Origin of the sequence: Pseudomonas sp. NPDC089734 (assembly GCF_044748865.1) — a bacterium.
GTDB lineage: Bacteria > Pseudomonadota > Gammaproteobacteria > Pseudomonadales > Pseudomonadaceae > Aquipseudomonas.
Genome location: NZ_JBIVGV010000006.1, coordinates 144,036 through 161,712 on the forward strand (window position 1 = coordinate 144,036; position 17,677 = coordinate 161,712).

Sequence of the window (17,677 nt, forward strand, 5' to 3'; positions counted from 1 at the left end):
CATGTCCAGAACCCAGTTATTCGATCTTGACGGCAAGATTGCCTTTGTCTCCGGGGCCAGCCGTGGCATCGGAGAAGCCATTGCCCGGCTGCTGGCCCGACAAGGTGCCCATGTCATTGTTTCCAGCCGCAAGCTTGACGGGTGCCAGCAGGTCGCCGAAGCCATTATCGCCGAAGGCGGCAAGGCGACAGCGATGGCGTGCCATATCGGCGAGATGGAGCAGATACAGAGCACCTTCGCGCAGATCCGCCAACAGTTCGGCCGCCTGGACATTCTGGTCAATAACGCGGCCACCAACCCACAGTTCTGCAATGTGCTGGACACCGACCCCGGTGCCTTTCAGAAGACGGTGGACGTGAACATTCGCGGTTATTTCTTCATGTCGGTGGAGGCCGGCAAGCTGATGCGCGACAACGGTGGCGGCAGCATCATCAACGTGGCTTCGATCAATGGCGTGTCACCGGGCGAATTCCAGGGCATCTATTCGGTGACCAAGGCAGCGGTCATCAACATGACCAAAGTCTTCGCCAAGGAGTGCGCTGCCTTCGGTATTCGTTGCAATGCCTTGCTGCCCGGCCTGACGGACACCAAATTCGCCTCGGCACTGGTCAAGAACGACGCCATTCTCAACATGGCGCTGGCACAGATCCCCCTCAAGCGCGTGGCCGATCCCGAGGAAATGGCCGGTGCGGTGCTGTATCTGGCCAGTGAAGCATCGAGCTATACCACGGGCGTGTCGCTGAACGTCGATGGCGGCTTTCTTTCCTGAAATACCACGCTGTCACCGTAGGAGCGAATTCATTCGCGATGACGTCATTGAAGGCTATAGATTTTCTTCAATTTCACGGGTCTCTCGCGAATGAATTCGCTCCTGCAGGGCTGCTCTCAATACAAATAGAGAATTAAATTTCCATAATTTGAATTTGTAGAATATATTTTCCGAAAACAATAATCCTTCATGGAGACTGTCATGCGGAAAACCCCTCTCGCTGCGCCACTGGGTATTGGTCTGATCGGCACCGGCTTCATGGGACGCGCCCATGCCCTGGCCTTTCGCAATGTCAGTGCCGCCTTTGAACTGCCCGTTCAGCTCCGCCTGTCGGCACTGGCCGATGCCGACAGCACACGTGCCGAACAATGCGCCCAGGCCTGGGGGTTCGACCGCAGCCATGGCGACTGGCAACAACTGATCGATGATCCGCACGTCCAGATCGTGGCAATCACCACACCCAATCATCTGCATTACCCCATGGCCATGGCGGCCATCGCTGCGGGCAAGGCCGTGTATTGCGAAAAACCGCTGGCGGTCAGCCTTGAGCAGGCCACGGAAATGTATCGCAGCGCCAAGGCGGCCGGTGTCGTGACCCAGGTGGGCTACAACTACCAGCACAACCCGATGATCGGCCTGGCCAGGGACATGATCGAAGCTGGAGAACTGGGAGAGATCATCAGCTTTCAGGGCGAATTCAGTGAAGACTTCATGGGCGATCCGGCCTCTCCGTGGTCATGGCGCTGCGAAGCCGGGCATGCCGGTGGCGCACTGGCCGATCTGGGCAGTCATCTGCTGGCCATGGCCCGCCACCTGCTGGGCGATGTCGAAGCGGTATGCGCCGACTCGAATACCGTGCACCGCCAGCGCCCGGCCACCTCCGGCAGCCGCGAACTGCGCCCCATTGCCGTGGACGATCAGACCCACGCCCTGCTGCGCTTTGCCAGCGGCGCACGGGGCACCTTCAGCAGCAGTTGGCTCAAGCATGGCTACAAGAATCATTTGAGCTTTGAGATCAGTGGCACGAAAGGCACGCTGGCCTTCGATCAGGAACGCTTGAACGAACTGCGCCTCTATCGCCCGGGAGCAACCGGTCGCGATGGCTTCCAGACACTGCTGGCTGGCCCGTCGCTGCCGGGTTATGCCGCCTTCTGCCCCGCTCCGGGCCATCAACTGGGTTACAACGAACTCAAGGCACTGGAAGTGCATGCGCTGATTCAGGCCGTGTGCGGTCAGGGCCAGCGCGGCCCGGATTTTGAAGAGGCCTGGCAGATCGAGCGACTGGCCGCCGCGATTCGATTGTCAGCGCGTGAGCAGCGCTGGGTCGGGTCAGGGGAGATTTGAAAAACCCCCTTCGACCATTGTCTGAATCGGGGCACACATAGGGTAGAATGCGCGGCCTTCGGGCAGCCATTCTGCCCCCCTGCCCTATAAGCCGTCCCGACTATGCCTTTTGAACTCAGTGTCGACCTGACCACCCTCGCTGTTCTGATCGTTGTTGCCTTCATCGCCGGTTTCATCGATGCCATTGCCGGCGGTGGCGGCCTGCTGACCACACCCGCCCTGATGACGGCCGGGCTGCCGCCGCACATGGTACTGGGCACCAACAAGCTCAGTTCGACCTTCGGCTCTGCAACAGCCAGCTTCACGTACTACCGGCGCAAGCTTTTTCACCCTCGCCAGTGGGTCCACGCCTTGGTCGGCACGGCCGTGGGGGCCGCGCTCGGTGCGGTGATCGCTCACTATATGCCCGCCGAATGGCTGAACCAGATGCTGCCTTTGATCGTGTTCGGCTGCGGCCTGTACCTGTTGTTTGGCGGCACGCCCAAGGCGCCGCTGGACAGCGATGCCCCGATCAGGAAGAAATGGCAATGGCCCCAGAGCCTGACCCTGGGTTTCTATGACGGCGTGGCAGGCCCCGGCACCGGCGCCTTCTGGACCGTCAGCACCCTGCTGCTGTATCCGGTGGACCTGGTTAAGGCCAGCGGCGTGGCGCGCACCATGAACTTCGTCAGCAATGCCGTGGCCTTGTCGGTGTTCATCTTCTCGGGTCAGGTAGACTTCGTCATCGGCCTGTGCATGGGTCTTTCGGTGATGCTGGGTGCCTACTTTGGCGCAGGCACTGCGATCAAGGGCGGGGCCAAGTTCATCCGCCCCGTCTTCATCATCGTCGTACTCGGCCTGACCGTCCGCCTAGCCTGGCAGCACTGGTTCGGGGGCGCCTGATCGCCGGGCCAGGTACAACTCGATCAGATAGCGCGCAATCGAACGATTGGCTGGCAAGGGCGGCAGGTCGTCAATGCGGAACCAGCGCGCATCTTCGATCTCGTCGGCCTGGGGCACGATGTCGCCACTTTCATACTCGGCATGAAACCCCAGCATCATGGAGTGCGGGAACGGCCAGCACTGGCTACCCACGTAGCGAATGTTCCTGATACGGACCTGCACCTCTTCCATGACCTCCCGGCGCACACAATCCTCGGCCGACTCGCCGGGCTCGGCAAAACCGGCCAGGGTGCTGTAGACGCCCGTGACGAAGCGCGGTGAACGAGCCAGCAGGATTTCATCGCCCCGGGTAATCAGCACGATCATGCTGGGTGAAATGCGCGGGTAGAACCTCAGGTCGTCATGCTCGCAGTACATGGCACGCTCGCCGGGAATCTGCACCGTGGGCCGACCACAGGCCCCACAAAAACGATGTTCCCTGGCCCAGGTGCCGATCTGCGCGGCATACCCCAGCATCCGGTAGACCGCAAAATCGCCTTGCAGCATGAACTGGCGCAACCCCTGCCAGGTACATCCCTCGACCTCGACCGCCTGCTCAAGCACCACCACATACACCGGCTCGCCATCGAAGTGACCGATGCCATGCTCGCTCTGTACCGGCAGTTCCAGACGCCTGACCCACTCTCTGGGAAACATGACGCCGTTGTCGTCTAACAGGAAGCCCTGACGGCTGTAGACCACGGCACAGCCACCTTCAGCTCCCGTATCCAGAACGGCGGTTGTCCAGCGCTCGGGGCGTGTCATGAAAAAACTCCTCTGGTCACTCGCAAGACTCTTTGCTCTTCAATTGTCGAAAACCGGCTTCTGCTTGCTCATGTGTGCAGCCATGGCCAGCTTGAGGTCTGCCGATTGCAGCATGGCCGAGTTCCAGATGGCAACGTGTTCAAGGCCATCATCGATGCGATGGTCGCGCATGTAGTCGATCATTTTCTTGGTGCCCTCGATGGCGATGGGCGACTTGTCGGCGATGTCACGGGCAATCGCGAAAACGCCCTCCAGCAGGCTTTGCGCGTCGGCAAAGGTGCTGTTGACCAGACCGATACGCCGGGCCTCTTCGGCATCGACGTTACGCCCGGTATAAGCCAGCTCCCGCATCATCCCGTCCCCGATGATCCGGGGAAGACGTTGCAGGGTGCCGACATCGGCTGCCATTCCCATATCGATTTCACGAATGGAGAACAGCGCATCCTGAGCCGCATAGCGCATGTCACACGCGGCTATCAGGTCGATGGCCCCGCCCAGGCAATAGCCATGAATCGCTGCGAGCACCGGTTTACGGCACTTGTCCACGGCGGTGAATGACGCTTGCATCTGCTGGATCTTGCGCCTCAGCAAGCGGGCATTGCGTCCGACATCCGCCCCCATCCGGGCAGCCAGCGACGCCAGCAGCGCAAGATCGATACCCGAGGAAAAATGCTTGCCCGCACCACTCAGGACAACGACACGAACCTCGTCGTTATCGTCAATCCACTGAAAGACCTCGATGATCTCGCGCCAGAAGGCCTCATTCATGGCATTGACCTTTTCGGGCCGGTTGATCTGCACATGGGCGACGTGATCGGTCAATTCCACGAGAAATGTTTGGTAATCGGACATGGCATTCTCCTCAGGCATGCTTCTTGTTCGGGTGGCCGGACTATAACAAGCCAATAATGGCTCTCGTAGAAGGCTTTTATGACATTTAGCGGACCTTGAGGCCGATGTCCTGCCCTCTGGCCGTTGAAAAAGTATGAACCGCCACACTCGGCTGAGGTCCAGATTCACTGCCTGTCATTCGGAATCAAGAGGGCATGTTTTGGATAACTTAAAAGCGGCAACCGGCATCGAAGGCCTGGATGACATCCTTTCGGGAGGCCTTTCACGCAATCACGTTTTTCTTCTCGAAGGGGAACCGGGAACCGGCAAGACCACCGTCGCATTGCAGTTTTTGCAAGCGGGTGCAGAAGCGGGCGAAACCTGCCTTTACATCACGCTTTCGGAAACCGAACGAGAGCTGCGCGAGGGTGCCCGCTCCCATGGCTGGAAACTGGACGAACATATTGAAATCTTCGAGCTGGCCCCACCCGAAAGCCTGCTCAATGCCGAGCAGCATCAGAGCCTGCTGTACTCTTCCGACCTCGAACTCGGGGAAGCGACCCGGCAAATATTCGAGGTGGTCGAACGCATCAGACCCTCGCGTGTGGTCATCGACAGCCTGTCGGAGATCCGCTTGCTGGCGCAGAGCTCGTTGCGATACCGACGCCAGATCCTGGCGATCAAACATTACTTTGCACGCTATGACGCCACGATCATGCTGCTCGACGACCTGACGACAGAGTCGCTGGACAAGACCGTACACAGCATCGCGCACGGCGTCATTCGACTGGAAGAGCTGACGCCGAACTACGGTGCCGAACGACGACGCCTGAAAATCGTCAAGTATCGCGGTCAGAAGTACCGTGGTGGTTTCCATGATTTCACCATCCTGGAAGACGGTATCCATGTCTTTCCCCGGCTGGTCGCGGCCGAGCATCGCAACGAGTATGTCCGCTCGCAGATCAGCAGCGGCATCAAGGAGCTCGATGACCTGCTCGGCGGTGGCATAGACGGCGGTTCCAGCACGCTGATTCTCGGCCCGGCCGGCACAGGCAAGACACTGATTGCCCTGGTGTTCGCAGCCGAAGCCGTGACCCGTGGTGAGCGGGTCGGCCTGTTTATCTTCGATGAAGAACTGAGCCTGCTGTTCGACCGGATGAAAAAGATAGGAATCGATCTCCAGGCCCTTCAGGACACCGGCAGCCTGTGGATCGAGCAGGTCGACGCTGCCGAGCTGTCTCCAGGCGAGTTCTCCCATCGGGTCCGGCGTTGCGTGGATAAACAGCAGATCAAGACGGTGGTCATCGACAGCATCAACGGCTATCAGGCTGCAATGCCAGAAGAGAACTCTCTGGTTCTGCACATGCATGAACTGCTGCTGTACCTCAACCGCCAGGGTGCCTCTACCTTCATGACAGTGGCCCAGCATGGACTGGTCGGCGACATGCAGGCCCCGGTCGACATTACTTATCTGGCCGACACGGTGATACTGTTGCGCTATTTTGAAGCGCTGGGCCAGATTCGCCGTGCCATCTCCATTATCAAGAAACGCACGGGCACCCATGAATCAACGATTCGTGAGTACCGGATCAGCAGGAATGGCTTGAAAATAGGCCATCCACTTGCCGCCTTCCAGGGCGTCCTGCGCGGTGTTCCCAGTTATTTTGGTGAAAGCCAGCCATTGCTCAAGGATGAAGACGAGTGAGCACCAGCCGGTTGTTATCGGAGCGGGCAATCATCCTGGCTCCCCGAGGGCGAGACAGTCAGATCGCCGTGATGATCCTTGAGGAAGCGGGGTTTCGCTCCGCTGTCGCTCGTGACCTTCATGAGCTGGCCCAGGAGCTGAGCACCGGGGCAGGACTGGCCGTCATCGCCGATGAGGCCCTGCGGGGTGCGGATATCGACACTCTGGTCAGCCTTCTGGCCAACCAGCCAGCCTGGTCCGACCTGCCCATCGTGCTGCTGACGCACCATGGGGGGCCGGAGCAGAACCCTTCGGCACGACTGGGCAACCTGCTGGGTAACGTCACCTTTCTGGAACGTCCTTTTCATCCGGCCACACTGGTCAGCCTTGTGGCCACGGCCATACGCGGTCGGCGACGACAATACGAAGCCCGGGCGCGCATGGAAGACCTGCTGGAAAGCGAGCGACGCCTGCAAAACGCACTCAAGGCGGGTCGCCTGGGGTCCTGGCAGCTGGAAGCCGGTTTTCTGGTCCTGACCTGTTCGGCGATCAGCAAGTCTCACTATGGCCGTCATGAAGACGAAAGCCTCACCTATGACGACTGGCTGGAAGCGGTCTACCCGGACGATCAGCCCCGGATGCAGTCCACCTTGCAGCGCAGCCTGGATACCGGGGTCGATTTCATCATCGAATACCGCAATGTCTGGCCTGACGGCTCGATAAAGTGGGTCGATGTCCGGGCCCGGGCGATTCGGGCCAGAAATGGCCAGGTCAGCTCACTGGTCGGCGTGACCTCTGACATCTCCGAACGCAAGGAAGCGGAGACCCAGTTGAGGCGCCTGAACGAAACCCTTGAACAGCAAGTCGAGGAGCGTACTTCGCAGCTGCGCCACAAGGAAGAAGTCCTGCGCCAGTCACAGAAAATGGAAGCCGTCGGCCAGTTGACCGGCGGCATCGCCCATGACTTCAACAACATGCTGACCGGCATCATCGGCAGTCTTGAACTGATCCGCAGACGCCTGGCACGAGGCCGTACCGAGGACCTGGACAACCTGATCGACCTGGGCGTGACCTCTGCCAATCGCGCCGCCGCCCTCACCCATCGCCTGCTGGCCTTTTCCCGTCGCCAGTCACTGGACGCCAAGCCGGTGGAAATGAACCAGCTGGTCAGCACCATGAGCGAGCTGATTCAACGCAGCCTCAACGAAAGCATTCGTCTGGACATGCAACTGGACGAACAGCTCTGGGTTGCCGTGGCCGATCACAATCAGCTGGAAAATGCCCTGCTCAATCTGGTGCTCAATGCCAGGGATGCGATGCCCGACGGGGGGTTGCTGCTGCTGGAAACCTTCAATCAGCGGCTGGACAAGGCCTTCACCAACGCCCATGAAAACCTTCTGCCGGGCGACTACATCGTCCTGAGCGTCAGCGATAACGGATGCGGCATGCCTGAAGCGGTGGTCAGCCGCGCCTTCGATCCGTTCTTCACCACCAAACCCATCGGCCAGGGTACGGGGCTGGGGTTATCGATGATTTATGGCTTCAGCAAGCAGTCCCACGGTCATGTCGCCATAAAAAGCGAAGTCGGCCGGGGCACGACCGTGCAACTGTTCCTGCCCCGTTTCCAGGGCGATCAACCCGAACAAGAGCTGCAGTACCAGAGTGATGCCGTCTATGCCAGGGACGGCGAAACCGTCCTGATCGTCGAAGATGACCCGGCCGTGCGGGCCCTGGTCTGCGAAGTGCTCAGCGAACTGGGCTATGCCTATGTCGAAGCAGGCGATGCACGCGGCGCGGTACCGGTCCTGGAATCAGGCCAGCGCATCGACCTGCTGATCAGCGACGTGGGCCTGCCCGGCATGAACGGTCGTCAACTGGCGGAAATCGCCCGTGAACTGCGGCCTGAACTCAAGGTGTTGTTCATCACCGGCTATGCCGAACATGCCGCCGCACGTTCGGGCTTCCTGGACACCGGAATGCAGATGATCACCAAGCCTTTTGCCTTCGACCACCTGACGTCCAAGGTGAGGGAAATGATCGAGGCCTGATCGGGCCATACCGCCGCTCAGGCCAGCAGGTCGTGGATCTGCGATTGCAGGCTTTCCATCGTGAACGGCTTGGCCAGGATCGGTGCCTTCGCCGTGATCGGGCTGCCTGAATCGAGGATTTCCGCCGGATAACCGCTGATGAAAATCACCTTGAGTTCAGGCCGTAGCCTGACTGCCGGCTCGGCAATCATGACCCCGGAAATCCCGCCTGGCAGACGGTAGTCCGTGATCATCAGGTCCAGATGGGGTTTGGTCGCCAGGATCTCGAACGCCTGCTCACCGTTTTCCGCCTGCAAGACCCGATACCCCTCGCCCGACAGATAGTCGGCCAGCAACATCAGAATCAGGGGTTCGTCTTCGACGATTAGTACGACGTTTTCTGCATCAGCGCTCATGAAACTGCCTTTGATCTTTAAATAGCTGCCAATACGACCACGGCACTCTCCAGAGGTTGCGCACATTTGCGCAAAACCTGTGGGACCGGATTTATCCGGGAAGACGGCGGCCTGGGCGATACCTTTCTGCCGGGTGTACGGCCTCTTCGCGAATGAATTCGCTCCTACCGGGGTGGGACCGGATTCATCCGAGAAGGCGGCCTGGACGATACCTTTCTGCCGGGGGTACGGCCTCTTCGCGAATGAATTCGCTCCTACCGGGGTAGGACCGGATTTATCCGGGAAGGCGGCGGCCTGGACGATACCTTTCTGCCGGGGGTACGGCCTCTTCGCGAATGAATTCGCTCCTACCGGGGTAGGACCGGATTTATCCGGGAAGACGGCGGCCCAGGCGATACCTTTCTGCCGGGTGTACGGCCTCTTCGCGAATGAATTCGCTCCTACCGGGGCAGGACCGGATTTATCCGGGAAGACGACGGCCTGGGCGATACCTTTCTGCCGGGTGTACGGCCTCTTCGCGAATGAATTCGCTCCCACCAGGGTGGGACCGGATTTATCCGGGAAGGCGGCGGACCGGACGATATATTTCTGTCGGGCATACAGCCTCTTCGCGAATGAATTCGCTCCCACCGGGGTGGGACCGGATTTATCCGGGAAGACGGCGGCCCGGGCGATACCTTTCTGCCGGGTGTACGGCCTCTTCGCGAATGAATTCGCTCCCACCGGGGTGATCAGGCGATATGTCCTTACAGAGGCAGGCAGATCCGGAACATCGACCCCTTGCCCTCTTCGCTTTCAACCAGGATCCGACCGCCGTGGGCAATGACGATCTGCTCGGAAATGAACAACCCGAGCCCCAGGCCGGCCACCGCATGGTTGGCGGCTACCCGCTCGAACTGCTGGAAGATACGCGTCTGGTTTTCCTCGGAAATCCCGATCCCCTGATCGCGCACGTCGACCCGGGCCTCGCCATCGACACAGTACACGCGCATCTCGATCGGCTTGCGGGCGCCATAGCGCAGAGCATTGGTCAGCAGGTTGGCCACGACCTGCTCGATACGAAATTCGTCCCAGACGCCAATGACAGGCTCATCGGCCAGCAGGGTGACCGTGGATTCCGTTGCCGCAATCTGGGCAGAGAAATTTTCCAGCAACTGGGAGACCAGCTCGGTCAGGTCAAAGGGGTTGGGCCGGATCGACAGCTTCCCGGTACGGATGCGCGATACGTCGAGCATGTCCTCGATCAGGCGGATCAGGCTCTGGATTTGACGCTCATCACGCTCGACCATGCCGCGCAGCTTGTCCAGCGTGAACGCGGCAGCGTTGTCCTTGGCCAGATGCAACTTGCGCAACTGGGTTTCCAGGATCAGGCCGTTCAGAGGCGTACGCACCTCGTGGGAAACGATGGACATGAAGTCATCACGCATGCGGATGGCATGCTCAAGTTCCCCCTGAGTCACCTGCAGGCGCTTGAGCAAGGTTTCCTGCTCCAGACGGCTCTGCTCCAGCGCCTCGACCTGTTGCTTCACGGCCTTGCGCTGACGGTACAGATCGACGAACACATTGACCTTGCTTTTGACCGCGTGGATATCCAGAGGCTTGTGCAGGAAGTCCACTGCACCGCTTTCATAGCCCTTGAAGGCATAGTTGAGCTCACGCCCCGCAGCGCTGACGAACACGATGGGAATGCTTTTGGTCTTCTCGGTGCCGCGCATCATCTCGGCCAGCTCGAAGCCATTCATGCCGGGCATCTGCACATCGAGGATGGCCAGAGCGAATTCGTGTTGCAGCAGCAGAGACAAAGCCTCGTCGGCAGACAAGGCCTTGAACACCACGCGGTCCTCGCGCTTTATCAGCGCTTCCAGCGCCAGCAGGTTTTCCGGCAAATCGTCGACGATCAGCAGTTTTGCCTGAATTTCATTTAGCATGCGCTTCGTTCCAGCTCGACCAGCAGTTGGCCTATGTCATTCAAGGACAGAAGGTAATCCGGCGACTGCAACGCCAGAGCCGCCTGCGGCATGGTGCTCGCCAAGGCCTGTTCGGGATCCTGAATCACGGTGAAACCACCGTGCTTCTTTATGTTTGCCAGACCACTTGCACCATCGTAATTGGCACCGGTCAGCAGTACGCCAGCCAGACGCGAACCAAAGGCATCGACAGCCGAATCGAACAGGATATCGATGCTGGGGCGCGAATGAAACACGCGCTCTTCCTGGCTCAATGACAAGCTTCTGTCCGTCTCGACCGACAGGTGATACCCGGCCGGCGCAAAATACAATGTACCGGGCACAATGGCTTCCTTGTCTTCGGCTTCCTTGACCGGTATCGCCAGACGATTCTGGAACACATGGGCCAACTGGCTGCGCCGTTCCTCGGGCAGATGCAGAACGGTGATGATCGGCAGACCGAAGCCCCGCTGCAAGGCGCCGAATATGTTCAACAACGCCTCCACGCCCCCTGCCGAAGCCCCGACCACAATGGCATCCACACGGGGCAAGTCGCTATCGGTCGACGCGCCACTAAAAGTCGTTCTCATGATTTTCGGTAGATTCGCTCAGGTTTGACCAGCGTCTCGAAAGCATCGCTATAGGCGGAAAAATCCAGGGTTTCCTTGCTGCCCAGCGCCAGGAAACCGCGATGGCAGAGGGACTCATGAAACAGTCCAAAGGTCCGATCCTGAAGCTTCTTATTGAAATAAATCAATACGTTACGACACGAAATGAATTGTGTCTCGGAAAACACGCTATCGGTCGCCAGGCTATGGTCGGCAAAGGTGACATTCTCGCGCAGGGTCTTGTCGAAAATCGCGTAGTCGTAGGCCGAGGTGTAGTAATCGGAAAGATCGCGCAAGCCACCGGACTTGCGGTAGTTTTCGCTGTAGGTACGCACGCTCTCCATGGAAAAGATACCCTGCTTGGCTTTCTCCAGAGAACGGGGATTGATGTCGGTCGCATAGATGATCGTACGCTCCAGCAGGCCCTCTTCCCGCAACAGGATCGCCATGGAATACACCTCCTCCCCCGTGCTGCACCCCGCAATCCACACCTTGATCGAGGGATAGGTTCTGAGCAGCGGCACGACTTCCTGGCGAATCGCCAGAAAATGCGAAGGGTCCCGAAACATCTCGCTGACCGGAATCGTCAGGAACTGCAGCAATTGCATGAACGCCGCCGGGTCGTGCAGCACCTTTTCCTGCAAGGCCGAGATGGTGCCGCAATCGAACTGACGCAAGGCGTGATTGACCCGGCGCTTGATCGAGGCGCCGGAGTAATCACGAAAGTCATAACTGTATTTCAGATAAATCGCATCGATCAGCAGTCGCAGTTCGATTTCAGCATTTCGATCAAGAACCATGACAAGACCTGAAAGGGTAAAACGATTGGGCCACTTTCACTCAGATACGTTCCATTTTCGGTAGCCAGACACGAATCAGCGAAAACAGTCGGTCCAGGTCGATCGGTTTGGCCAGGTAGTCATTGGAACCCGCCTGCAGGCACCGCTCCTGATCATCCTTCATCGCCTTGGCAGTGATCGCGATGATCGGCAGCTTGCGCCAGCGAGGGTCCTTGCGGATCTCGATAGTCGCTTCGTAACCGTCCATCTCCGGCATCATCACGTCCATCAGGACCAGATCGATATCTTCCACCTCGTTGAGCCTGGCAATGGCCTCAAGACCGTTACGGGCAATCTCGACCACCGCGCCCTTGTGCTCCAGGGCGCTGGTCAGGGCAAAGATATTGCGTACATCGTCATCGACCACCAGGATCTTGCGCGCCTCGAACACCTTGTCGCGGCTGCGTGCAGTCTTGAGCATTTTCTGGCGTTCGTTCGACAACTGCGACTCGACCTTGTGCAGGAACAGGGTCACTTCATCGAGCAGGCGCTCCGGCGAACGGGCTCCCTTGATGATGATCGAGCGCGAATACTTCAGCAGCTCGGCCTCCTCGTCCCGGGTCATGTTGCGACCCGTGTAGACGATCACCGGCGGGAAGGAACGGATTTCCTCGGTGGACATGCGCTTGAGCAGTTCATCACCCAGCATGTCCGGCAACTTGAGGTCGATGATCATGCAGTCGTAGACGTTTTCGCGCAGCAGGTCCAGAGCCTCCTGGGCAAAGCCCACGGCCGTGATCTCGATGTCGTCGTCGCCGATCAGCCGTGCAATGCTGTCACGCTGCAAGGCATCGTCTTCCACCAGCAGGATGCGCTTGACCTTCTGGGTCAGTTTGGCTTCGAGCTTGGCGAAAACGTCCTTGAGTTCTTCGCGGGTGGTCGGCTTGATGGCATAACCGATGGCCCCCATGTGCATGGCGGCTTCCTGACGGTCCTCGACAGAAATCACATGCACCGGGATATGGCGGGTGGGTGCCAGTTCCTTGAGCCGTTGCAATACGGTCAGCCCCGAATGATCCGGCAGGCGCATGTCCAGCAGGATCGCGTCAGGCGTGAAACGGGCTGCCAGGTTGAAGCCTTCGTCGGCAGCGTGTGCGACCAGGCACTGGTAGCCCAGTTCATGGGCCAGGTCATAGAGAATCTGCGCGAACTGCACTTCATCTTCGATGACCAGAATGCAGCGCCCGGTAAAGGGAGCCTTGTCACGGTCGTCGGCAAAGGGCGGCGGCGGTGTGAAGGGCAAGGGTTCGGGCACAGGCGGCGTGACCACCGGCAACGTGACAATCGGCGATGACACGATGGAGGTTCGCTCGCCGCCCTCGTCCTCGCCTTCCTGCTCGACATACTGCTCCGGCAGCACCAGCGTGAAGATGCTGCCCTGTCCCGGTGCGCTGGTGACGCTGATGGAGCCCCCCAGCAGCGCGGCCAGATCGCGGGAAATCGACAACCCCAGACCGGTGCCGCCATAACGGCGGTTAGTGGTGCCGTCAGCCTGGCGGAAGGCCTCGAAAATGCTTTGCTGGTGCTCCTCGGCGATACCGATCCCCGAGTCGCGCACGGTAAAGACGATCCCGGCTCCCGGCTGGCGGGAGACAATCATGCTCACGGCACCGCTTTCGGTGAACTTGATGGCGTTGGACAGCAGGTTCTTGAGGATCTGCTCCAGCCGCTGACGGTCGGTGAACAGCATGGTCGGCGCACCGGGTTGCAGCTCTACGCTGAAATCCAGGGCCTTTTCTGCGGCCAAAGGCTGGAACAGGCTGCGCAAGCCTTCCACCAGACGCTGCACGTTGCTGTTTTCCGGGCGGACTTCCAGCTTGCCGGCCTCGACCTTGGAAATATCGAGAATGTCATTGATCAGGTTCAGCAAATCATTGCCGGCCGAGTAGATGGACTCGGCGAACTTGACCTGCTCTTCGGTCAGGTTTTCTGTCGCGTTTTCCGACAGCAGCTTGGCCAGGATCAGTGAGCTGTTGAGTGGCGTACGCAACTCATGGGACATGTTGGCCAGGAATTCGGACTTGTATTTGCTGGAACGCTGCAACTCATCGGCACGGGCCTGCAATTCGACCTGGGCCTGACTCAGCTCTTCGTTTTTCTGGTCCAGGGCATCGCGCTGATCCGCCAGTACCTGGCCTTGCTCGGCCAGTTGCTCATTGGTCTGCTCAAGCTCTGCCTGCTGGGTTTCCAGGTGAGCCTGGGATTCCTTGAGGATTCGCGATTGCTCTTCGAGTTCTTCGTTGGCCGTGCGCAACTCTTCCTGCTGGACCTGCAATTCTTCATTGAGCTGCTGGGTCTCGGTCAGTACCTCCTGCAGACGCTGGCGGTAACGGGCCGCTTCAATGGACGTGCCGATGTTGTCAGAGACCAGTTCAAGGAATTCAATGTCCTTCTCGGTCAAAGGCCTCAAGAAGCCCAGTTCGACTACGCCATTGACCTGATTGTCATTGCTGGTCGGCACAATCGCGACGCTCTGCGGCAAGCCCTCGCCCAGCCCCGAGCTGTACTTGAAGTAATCGGCGGGCAGGTCATCGAGCCTGATGATCCTGTCCTGCTGCACAGCCTGCCCGATGACGCCTTCGCCACTGTAGATCGTCTGTTCCTGCTGTTCGTGCTCACGGGAAAGACCATAGGTCGCGACGCGCACCAGGCCGCCATGCTCCTGACGCATGTAGACCGCTGCCACCACAGTCCCCAGGTACTGGGCGAAGAATTGCAGGATATTGCGCCCCAGGGTATTGAGCGTCAGTTGTCCCAACACCTGCTCGGCCAGCTCACTCTGGCCATTACGCAACCAGGCGACCTTGTGCAAACGCTCGGCGTTTTCTTCAATCTGCTTGATGTTTGAACTGTAAGTATTTGAAAGAGAAAGTAAATCACGCCGACCGACATACGCCAGAATGCCGCTGACCGTCAGGATGAAGAACAGGTACAGAGCCACCGACCAGATGGTCGTACGGGTCACGTCGGCATTTCGGGCCAGGCGCAGTTGCTGTTCCATGGCGACCGCCTGATCGTACTCGATACGGATTTCATCGGTAATACGCTTGCCACGCCCGGATCGGGTCGCTTCCAGATAATCACCGTTCTGGCGGCGCAGCTCGATCATTTCCTGTGCAAAGCGATCCCATTCCTGCTGCAGGGCGGAGAGACGCCGGAAGCGGTCAAGCTGAGTCGGGTTATCGGCCACCAACCCTTCCAGCCCCTTCAGCTCGGCCCTGAGTACCGGTCTGGCGACTTCATAGGGGTCGAGAAAGTGCTGTTCGCCGGTCAACAGGAATCCCCGCATGCCGGTTTCCATGTCGATGGACAGTTTCATTGAGCGGTTGGTGCTGTTGATCACCCGATCCGTGTGCTCGACCCACTGGATCACCGAAAGCAGGTAGCTGATCAGCAGCGCAAAGAACACTGCGCTCAAAACGCCAACCGCCAGCGGCAGACTGATGTTACGGGTCAATAACTTGCGAAAGCGCTGCTCATCGACAACAGACGTCCGGATCATGAAAAGTCCCTGGCGATATCTCAAAACGATAGAGTTTGCCGCAATGGCAAGAAAAAGACTCAGTTTTCTCACATAGAGGATTGAAATTTCACACATAAATAGGCGATAAGCTCGCCCATATCTAGCGAGTAAAGCCTACTGGCAAAGGATAGCTATTCAAATCGATGTCAGATGGAACTTCTGGTTGTGTTTTATTTACTGATGGAAGGAACGGGCAAAAGGTCGACGGGGATCGGTCAAGCGAGTCATCTTCTCGGGACCGCATGATCCGGACACCGTGACTTTTCGTACAAAAGCCCGCAGGCCGCGCTCATGCGCCGCCTTCACTACCATTTTTTAGGAAATCGCCATGCCTGACGCAGCCAACACCATTCTTGTGGTCGAAGATGACAGTATCGTGCGCATGCTGATTGTCGATGTTCTTGAAGAACTGGAGTACCACGTCATCGAGGCTTCCGATGCTCAGGAAGCTCTGGTTCATATCAAGGACGAGGCCATCCGTATCGACCTGCTGATGACCGACCAGGGCCTGCCCGACATGAGAGGGACCGAACTGGCCAGGCAGACCCGGCAACTGCGCCCGCACCTGCCCATCCTGTTCGCCAGCGGCTACTCGGAAAACATTGAAGTCCCGGCGGATATGCACGCCATCGGCAAACCCTTTTCCATCGATGAATTGCGCGACAAGGTAAACAGCATCCTTGATCAAGAATGACGTTCCACACCAGCAGACGCTACCGCAAGCAAAAACCCGACTGTTGATCATTGGCTATGTCTGGCCCGAACCCCGTTCCTCGGCGGCCAGCGGCCATGTCATGCAATTGATCCAGTGTTTCCTCGAACACGACTGGGAAATCACCTTTGCCAGCCCGGCTTCGGAAGGCGAGCACAAGGCCGACCTGAAGAGCCTGGGGATCGAAGAAGTCCCCATCGAACTCAACAGCAGCAGTTTCGATGCCTTCGTCAGCGAACTGCAGCCTGACGTCGTGCTCTTCGATCAATTCCTGATCGAGGAGCAGTTTGGCTGGAGGGTCGAAAAACATTGCCCTAATGCCTTGCGGGTGCTGGAAACCTCAGACTTCCAGAGCCTGCGTCACACGCGCCACCAGATTATCAAGGATCACTTGAATTCATCACCAGAAGCCGATGATTTCAAAGACATTTTCGAGATGGATAATAGCCGTCTTTTTGAGCAAATTGCCGTCAGCGACCTGGCCCAACGCGAAGTGGCCTCCCTGTATCGCTGCGACCTCAACCTGATGATCTCGGATGTAGAGATCGAGCTTCTGAGCAGCCAGTTCGGCGTTCCAAAGTCGCTGTTGCACTGGTGCCCGCTGATGATCGATGGCGTGCCGGACAACCCGATCCCCTTCGAGCAACGGGAACACTTCCTGTGCATCGGCAACTTCCGTCACGCGCCCAACTGGGACGCCGTGCTCTGGATGAAGAACGCCATCTGGCCCCTGATCCGCCAGCAACTGCCCGGCGCACAATTGCACATTTACGGTGCCTACACGCCGCCCAAGGCCACGGCCCTGCATAACGCATCTCAAGGTTTTCACATCATGAACTGGGCGGAAGATGCCCTGAAAGTGATGGCCGATGCGCGCATCTGCCTGGCACCGCTGCGCTTCGGCGCGGGCATCAAGGGCAAGTTGCTGGATGCCATGTTGTGCGGCACACCGTCCGTCACGACCCCGGTGGGTGCCGAAGCCATGAGCGGCAACCTGCCCTGGCCCGGCACTGTCGCCAGCAGTGCGACCGATATCGCCCAGGCGGCGGTACGCCTGTATCAGGACCAGAACCTGTGGAACGAAGCACAAGCGGCCAGCCGGACACTTCTGCAGGAGCGCTTTCAGCACCGGCAGCACTGCAAGAGCCTGATCGAGCGCATCGAAACCCTGCGTCAGGACTTGCCCCGGCATCGGGTCGCGAACTTCACCGGGGCCATGCTGCGCCACCATCAACACAAGAGCACCCAGTACATGGCCCAGTGGATCGAGGCCAAGAATCGCAAGGACTGAA

The 17,677-nt window shown here is 58.8% G+C and carries 14 protein-coding genes; 7 read left to right on the forward strand and 7 right to left on the reverse strand.

What is annotated here, in order from left to right; translation table 11 throughout:
- Position 1 precedes the first annotated feature (1 nt).
- From ACIPY9_RS10075 to ACIPY9_RS10085, 3 genes are all read left to right on the forward strand, one after another.
- Positions 2 to 769, forward strand: a complete 768-nt coding sequence (locus ACIPY9_RS10075) for an SDR family oxidoreductase (RefSeq protein WP_400700064.1) — start codon at positions 2 to 4, stop codon at positions 767 to 769.
- A 201-nt stretch (positions 770 to 970) separates the two neighbouring features.
- Positions 971 to 2,113 carry a Gfo/Idh/MocA family protein gene (locus tag ACIPY9_RS10080; protein ID WP_400700066.1) on the forward strand — a complete coding sequence of 381 codons (1,143 nt, stop codon included), beginning with the start codon at positions 971 to 973 and terminating at the stop codon, positions 2,111 to 2,113.
- Between the two features lie 102 nt (positions 2,114 to 2,215).
- Entirely contained in the window at positions 2,216 to 2,995 is a 780-nt protein-coding gene (locus ACIPY9_RS10085; protein ID WP_400700068.1) for a TSUP family transporter, read from the forward strand.
- Here the strand turns inward: ACIPY9_RS10085 and nudC are convergent.
- Positions 2,963 to 3,799, reverse strand: a complete 837-nt coding sequence (gene nudC, locus ACIPY9_RS10090; RefSeq protein WP_400700070.1) for an NAD(+) diphosphatase — start codon at positions 3,797 to 3,799, stop codon at positions 2,963 to 2,965. The two genes, ACIPY9_RS10085 and nudC, sit on opposite strands and share 33 nt — an antisense overlap.
- A gap of 39 nt (positions 3,800 to 3,838) precedes the next feature.
- A complete protein-coding gene (locus ACIPY9_RS10095) occupies positions 3,839 to 4,651 on the reverse strand; it encodes a crotonase/enoyl-CoA hydratase family protein (protein WP_400700072.1) in 813 nt (270 codons plus the stop codon).
- A 199-nt stretch (positions 4,652 to 4,850) separates the two neighbouring features.
- Between ACIPY9_RS10095 and ACIPY9_RS10100 the strand changes: the two genes are divergently transcribed.
- Together ACIPY9_RS10100 and ACIPY9_RS10105 are read left to right on the forward strand one after the other, a co-directional pair.
- A complete protein-coding gene (locus tag ACIPY9_RS10100; protein WP_400700074.1) occupies positions 4,851 to 6,335 on the forward strand; it encodes an ATPase domain-containing protein in 1,485 nt (494 codons plus the stop codon).
- Complete coding sequence (locus tag ACIPY9_RS10105; protein WP_400700076.1) at positions 6,332 to 8,362, forward strand: response regulator; 2,031 nt, start codon at positions 6,332 to 6,334, stop codon at positions 8,360 to 8,362. Before ACIPY9_RS10100 ends, ACIPY9_RS10105 begins: the two co-directional genes overlap by 4 nt.
- A gap of 17 nt (positions 8,363 to 8,379) precedes the next feature.
- Here the strand turns inward: ACIPY9_RS10105 and ACIPY9_RS10110 are convergent, their stop codons facing one another.
- The 5 genes from ACIPY9_RS10110 to ACIPY9_RS10130 form a co-directional block, all read right to left on the reverse strand.
- Positions 8,380 to 8,757, reverse strand: coding sequence for a response regulator (locus ACIPY9_RS10110; RefSeq protein ID WP_400700078.1), 378 nt, complete (start codon positions 8,755 to 8,757; stop codon positions 8,380 to 8,382).
- Positions 8,758 to 9,503: 746 nt separating this feature from the next.
- Positions 9,504 to 10,685 (reverse strand): ATP-binding protein, encoded by a 1,182-nt coding sequence (locus tag ACIPY9_RS10115; protein WP_400700080.1) that lies wholly within the window; start codon positions 10,683 to 10,685, stop codon positions 9,504 to 9,506.
- Complete coding sequence (locus tag ACIPY9_RS10120; RefSeq protein ID WP_400700082.1) at positions 10,679 to 11,293, reverse strand: chemotaxis protein CheB; 615 nt, start codon at positions 11,291 to 11,293, stop codon at positions 10,679 to 10,681. The genes ACIPY9_RS10115 and ACIPY9_RS10120 overlap by 7 nt, the downstream gene beginning before the upstream one ends.
- Entirely contained in the window at positions 11,290 to 12,111 is an 822-nt protein-coding gene (locus ACIPY9_RS10125; protein WP_400700084.1) for a CheR family methyltransferase, read from the reverse strand. Before ACIPY9_RS10125 ends, ACIPY9_RS10120 begins: the two co-directional genes overlap by 4 nt.
- Before the next feature lie 40 nt (positions 12,112 to 12,151).
- A complete protein-coding gene (locus tag ACIPY9_RS10130; protein ID WP_400700086.1) occupies positions 12,152 to 15,652 on the reverse strand; it encodes a response regulator in 3,501 nt (1,166 codons plus the stop codon).
- Between the two features lie 349 nt (positions 15,653 to 16,001).
- Between ACIPY9_RS10130 and ACIPY9_RS10135 the strand changes: the two genes are divergently transcribed.
- Both ACIPY9_RS10135 and ACIPY9_RS10140 read left to right on the forward strand, forming a co-directional pair.
- Positions 16,002 to 16,367, forward strand: a complete 366-nt coding sequence (locus ACIPY9_RS10135) for a response regulator (RefSeq protein ID WP_400700088.1) — start codon at positions 16,002 to 16,004, stop codon at positions 16,365 to 16,367.
- Positions 16,354 to 17,676: a glycosyltransferase gene (locus tag ACIPY9_RS10140; protein WP_400700090.1), complete on the forward strand. Its 1,323-nt coding sequence runs from the start codon at positions 16,354 to 16,356 to the stop codon at positions 17,674 to 17,676. The genes ACIPY9_RS10135 and ACIPY9_RS10140 overlap by 14 nt, the downstream gene beginning before the upstream one ends.
- Position 17,677: the final 1 nt, after the last annotated feature.

Excerpts from the sequence above, each read along its gene's own strand:
- ACIPY9_RS10075 (WP_400700064.1), top strand. The coding sequence starts at position 2 with ATGTCCAGAACCCAGTTATTCGATCTTGACGGCAAGATTGCCTTTGTC.
- ACIPY9_RS10080 (WP_400700066.1), top strand. The coding sequence starts at position 971 with ATGCGGAAAACCCCTCTCGCTGCGCCACTGGGTATTGGTCTGATCGGC.
- ACIPY9_RS10085 (WP_400700068.1), top strand. The coding sequence starts at position 2,216 with ATGCCTTTTGAACTCAGTGTCGACCTGACCACCCTCGCTGTTCTGATC.
- nudC (WP_400700070.1), bottom strand. The coding sequence starts at position 3,799 with ATGACACGCCCCGAGCGCTGGACAACCGCCGTTCTGGATACGGGAGCT.
- ACIPY9_RS10095 (WP_400700072.1), bottom strand. The coding sequence starts at position 4,651 with ATGTCCGATTACCAAACATTTCTCGTGGAATTGACCGATCACGTCGCC.
- ACIPY9_RS10110 (WP_400700078.1), bottom strand. The coding sequence starts at position 8,757 with ATGAGCGCTGATGCAGAAAACGTCGTACTAATCGTCGAAGACGAACCC.
- ACIPY9_RS10115 (WP_400700080.1), bottom strand. The coding sequence starts at position 10,685 with ATGCTAAATGAAATTCAGGCAAAACTGCTGATCGTCGACGATTTGCCG.
- ACIPY9_RS10120 (WP_400700082.1), bottom strand. The coding sequence starts at position 11,293 with ATGAGAACGACTTTTAGTGGCGCGTCGACCGATAGCGACTTGCCCCGT.
- ACIPY9_RS10125 (WP_400700084.1), bottom strand. The coding sequence starts at position 12,111 with ATGGTTCTTGATCGAAATGCTGAAATCGAACTGCGACTGCTGATCGAT.
- ACIPY9_RS10130 (WP_400700086.1), bottom strand. The coding sequence starts at position 15,652 with ATGATCCGGACGTCTGTTGTCGATGAGCAGCGCTTTCGCAAGTTATTG.
- ACIPY9_RS10135 (WP_400700088.1), top strand. The coding sequence starts at position 16,002 with ATGCCTGACGCAGCCAACACCATTCTTGTGGTCGAAGATGACAGTATC.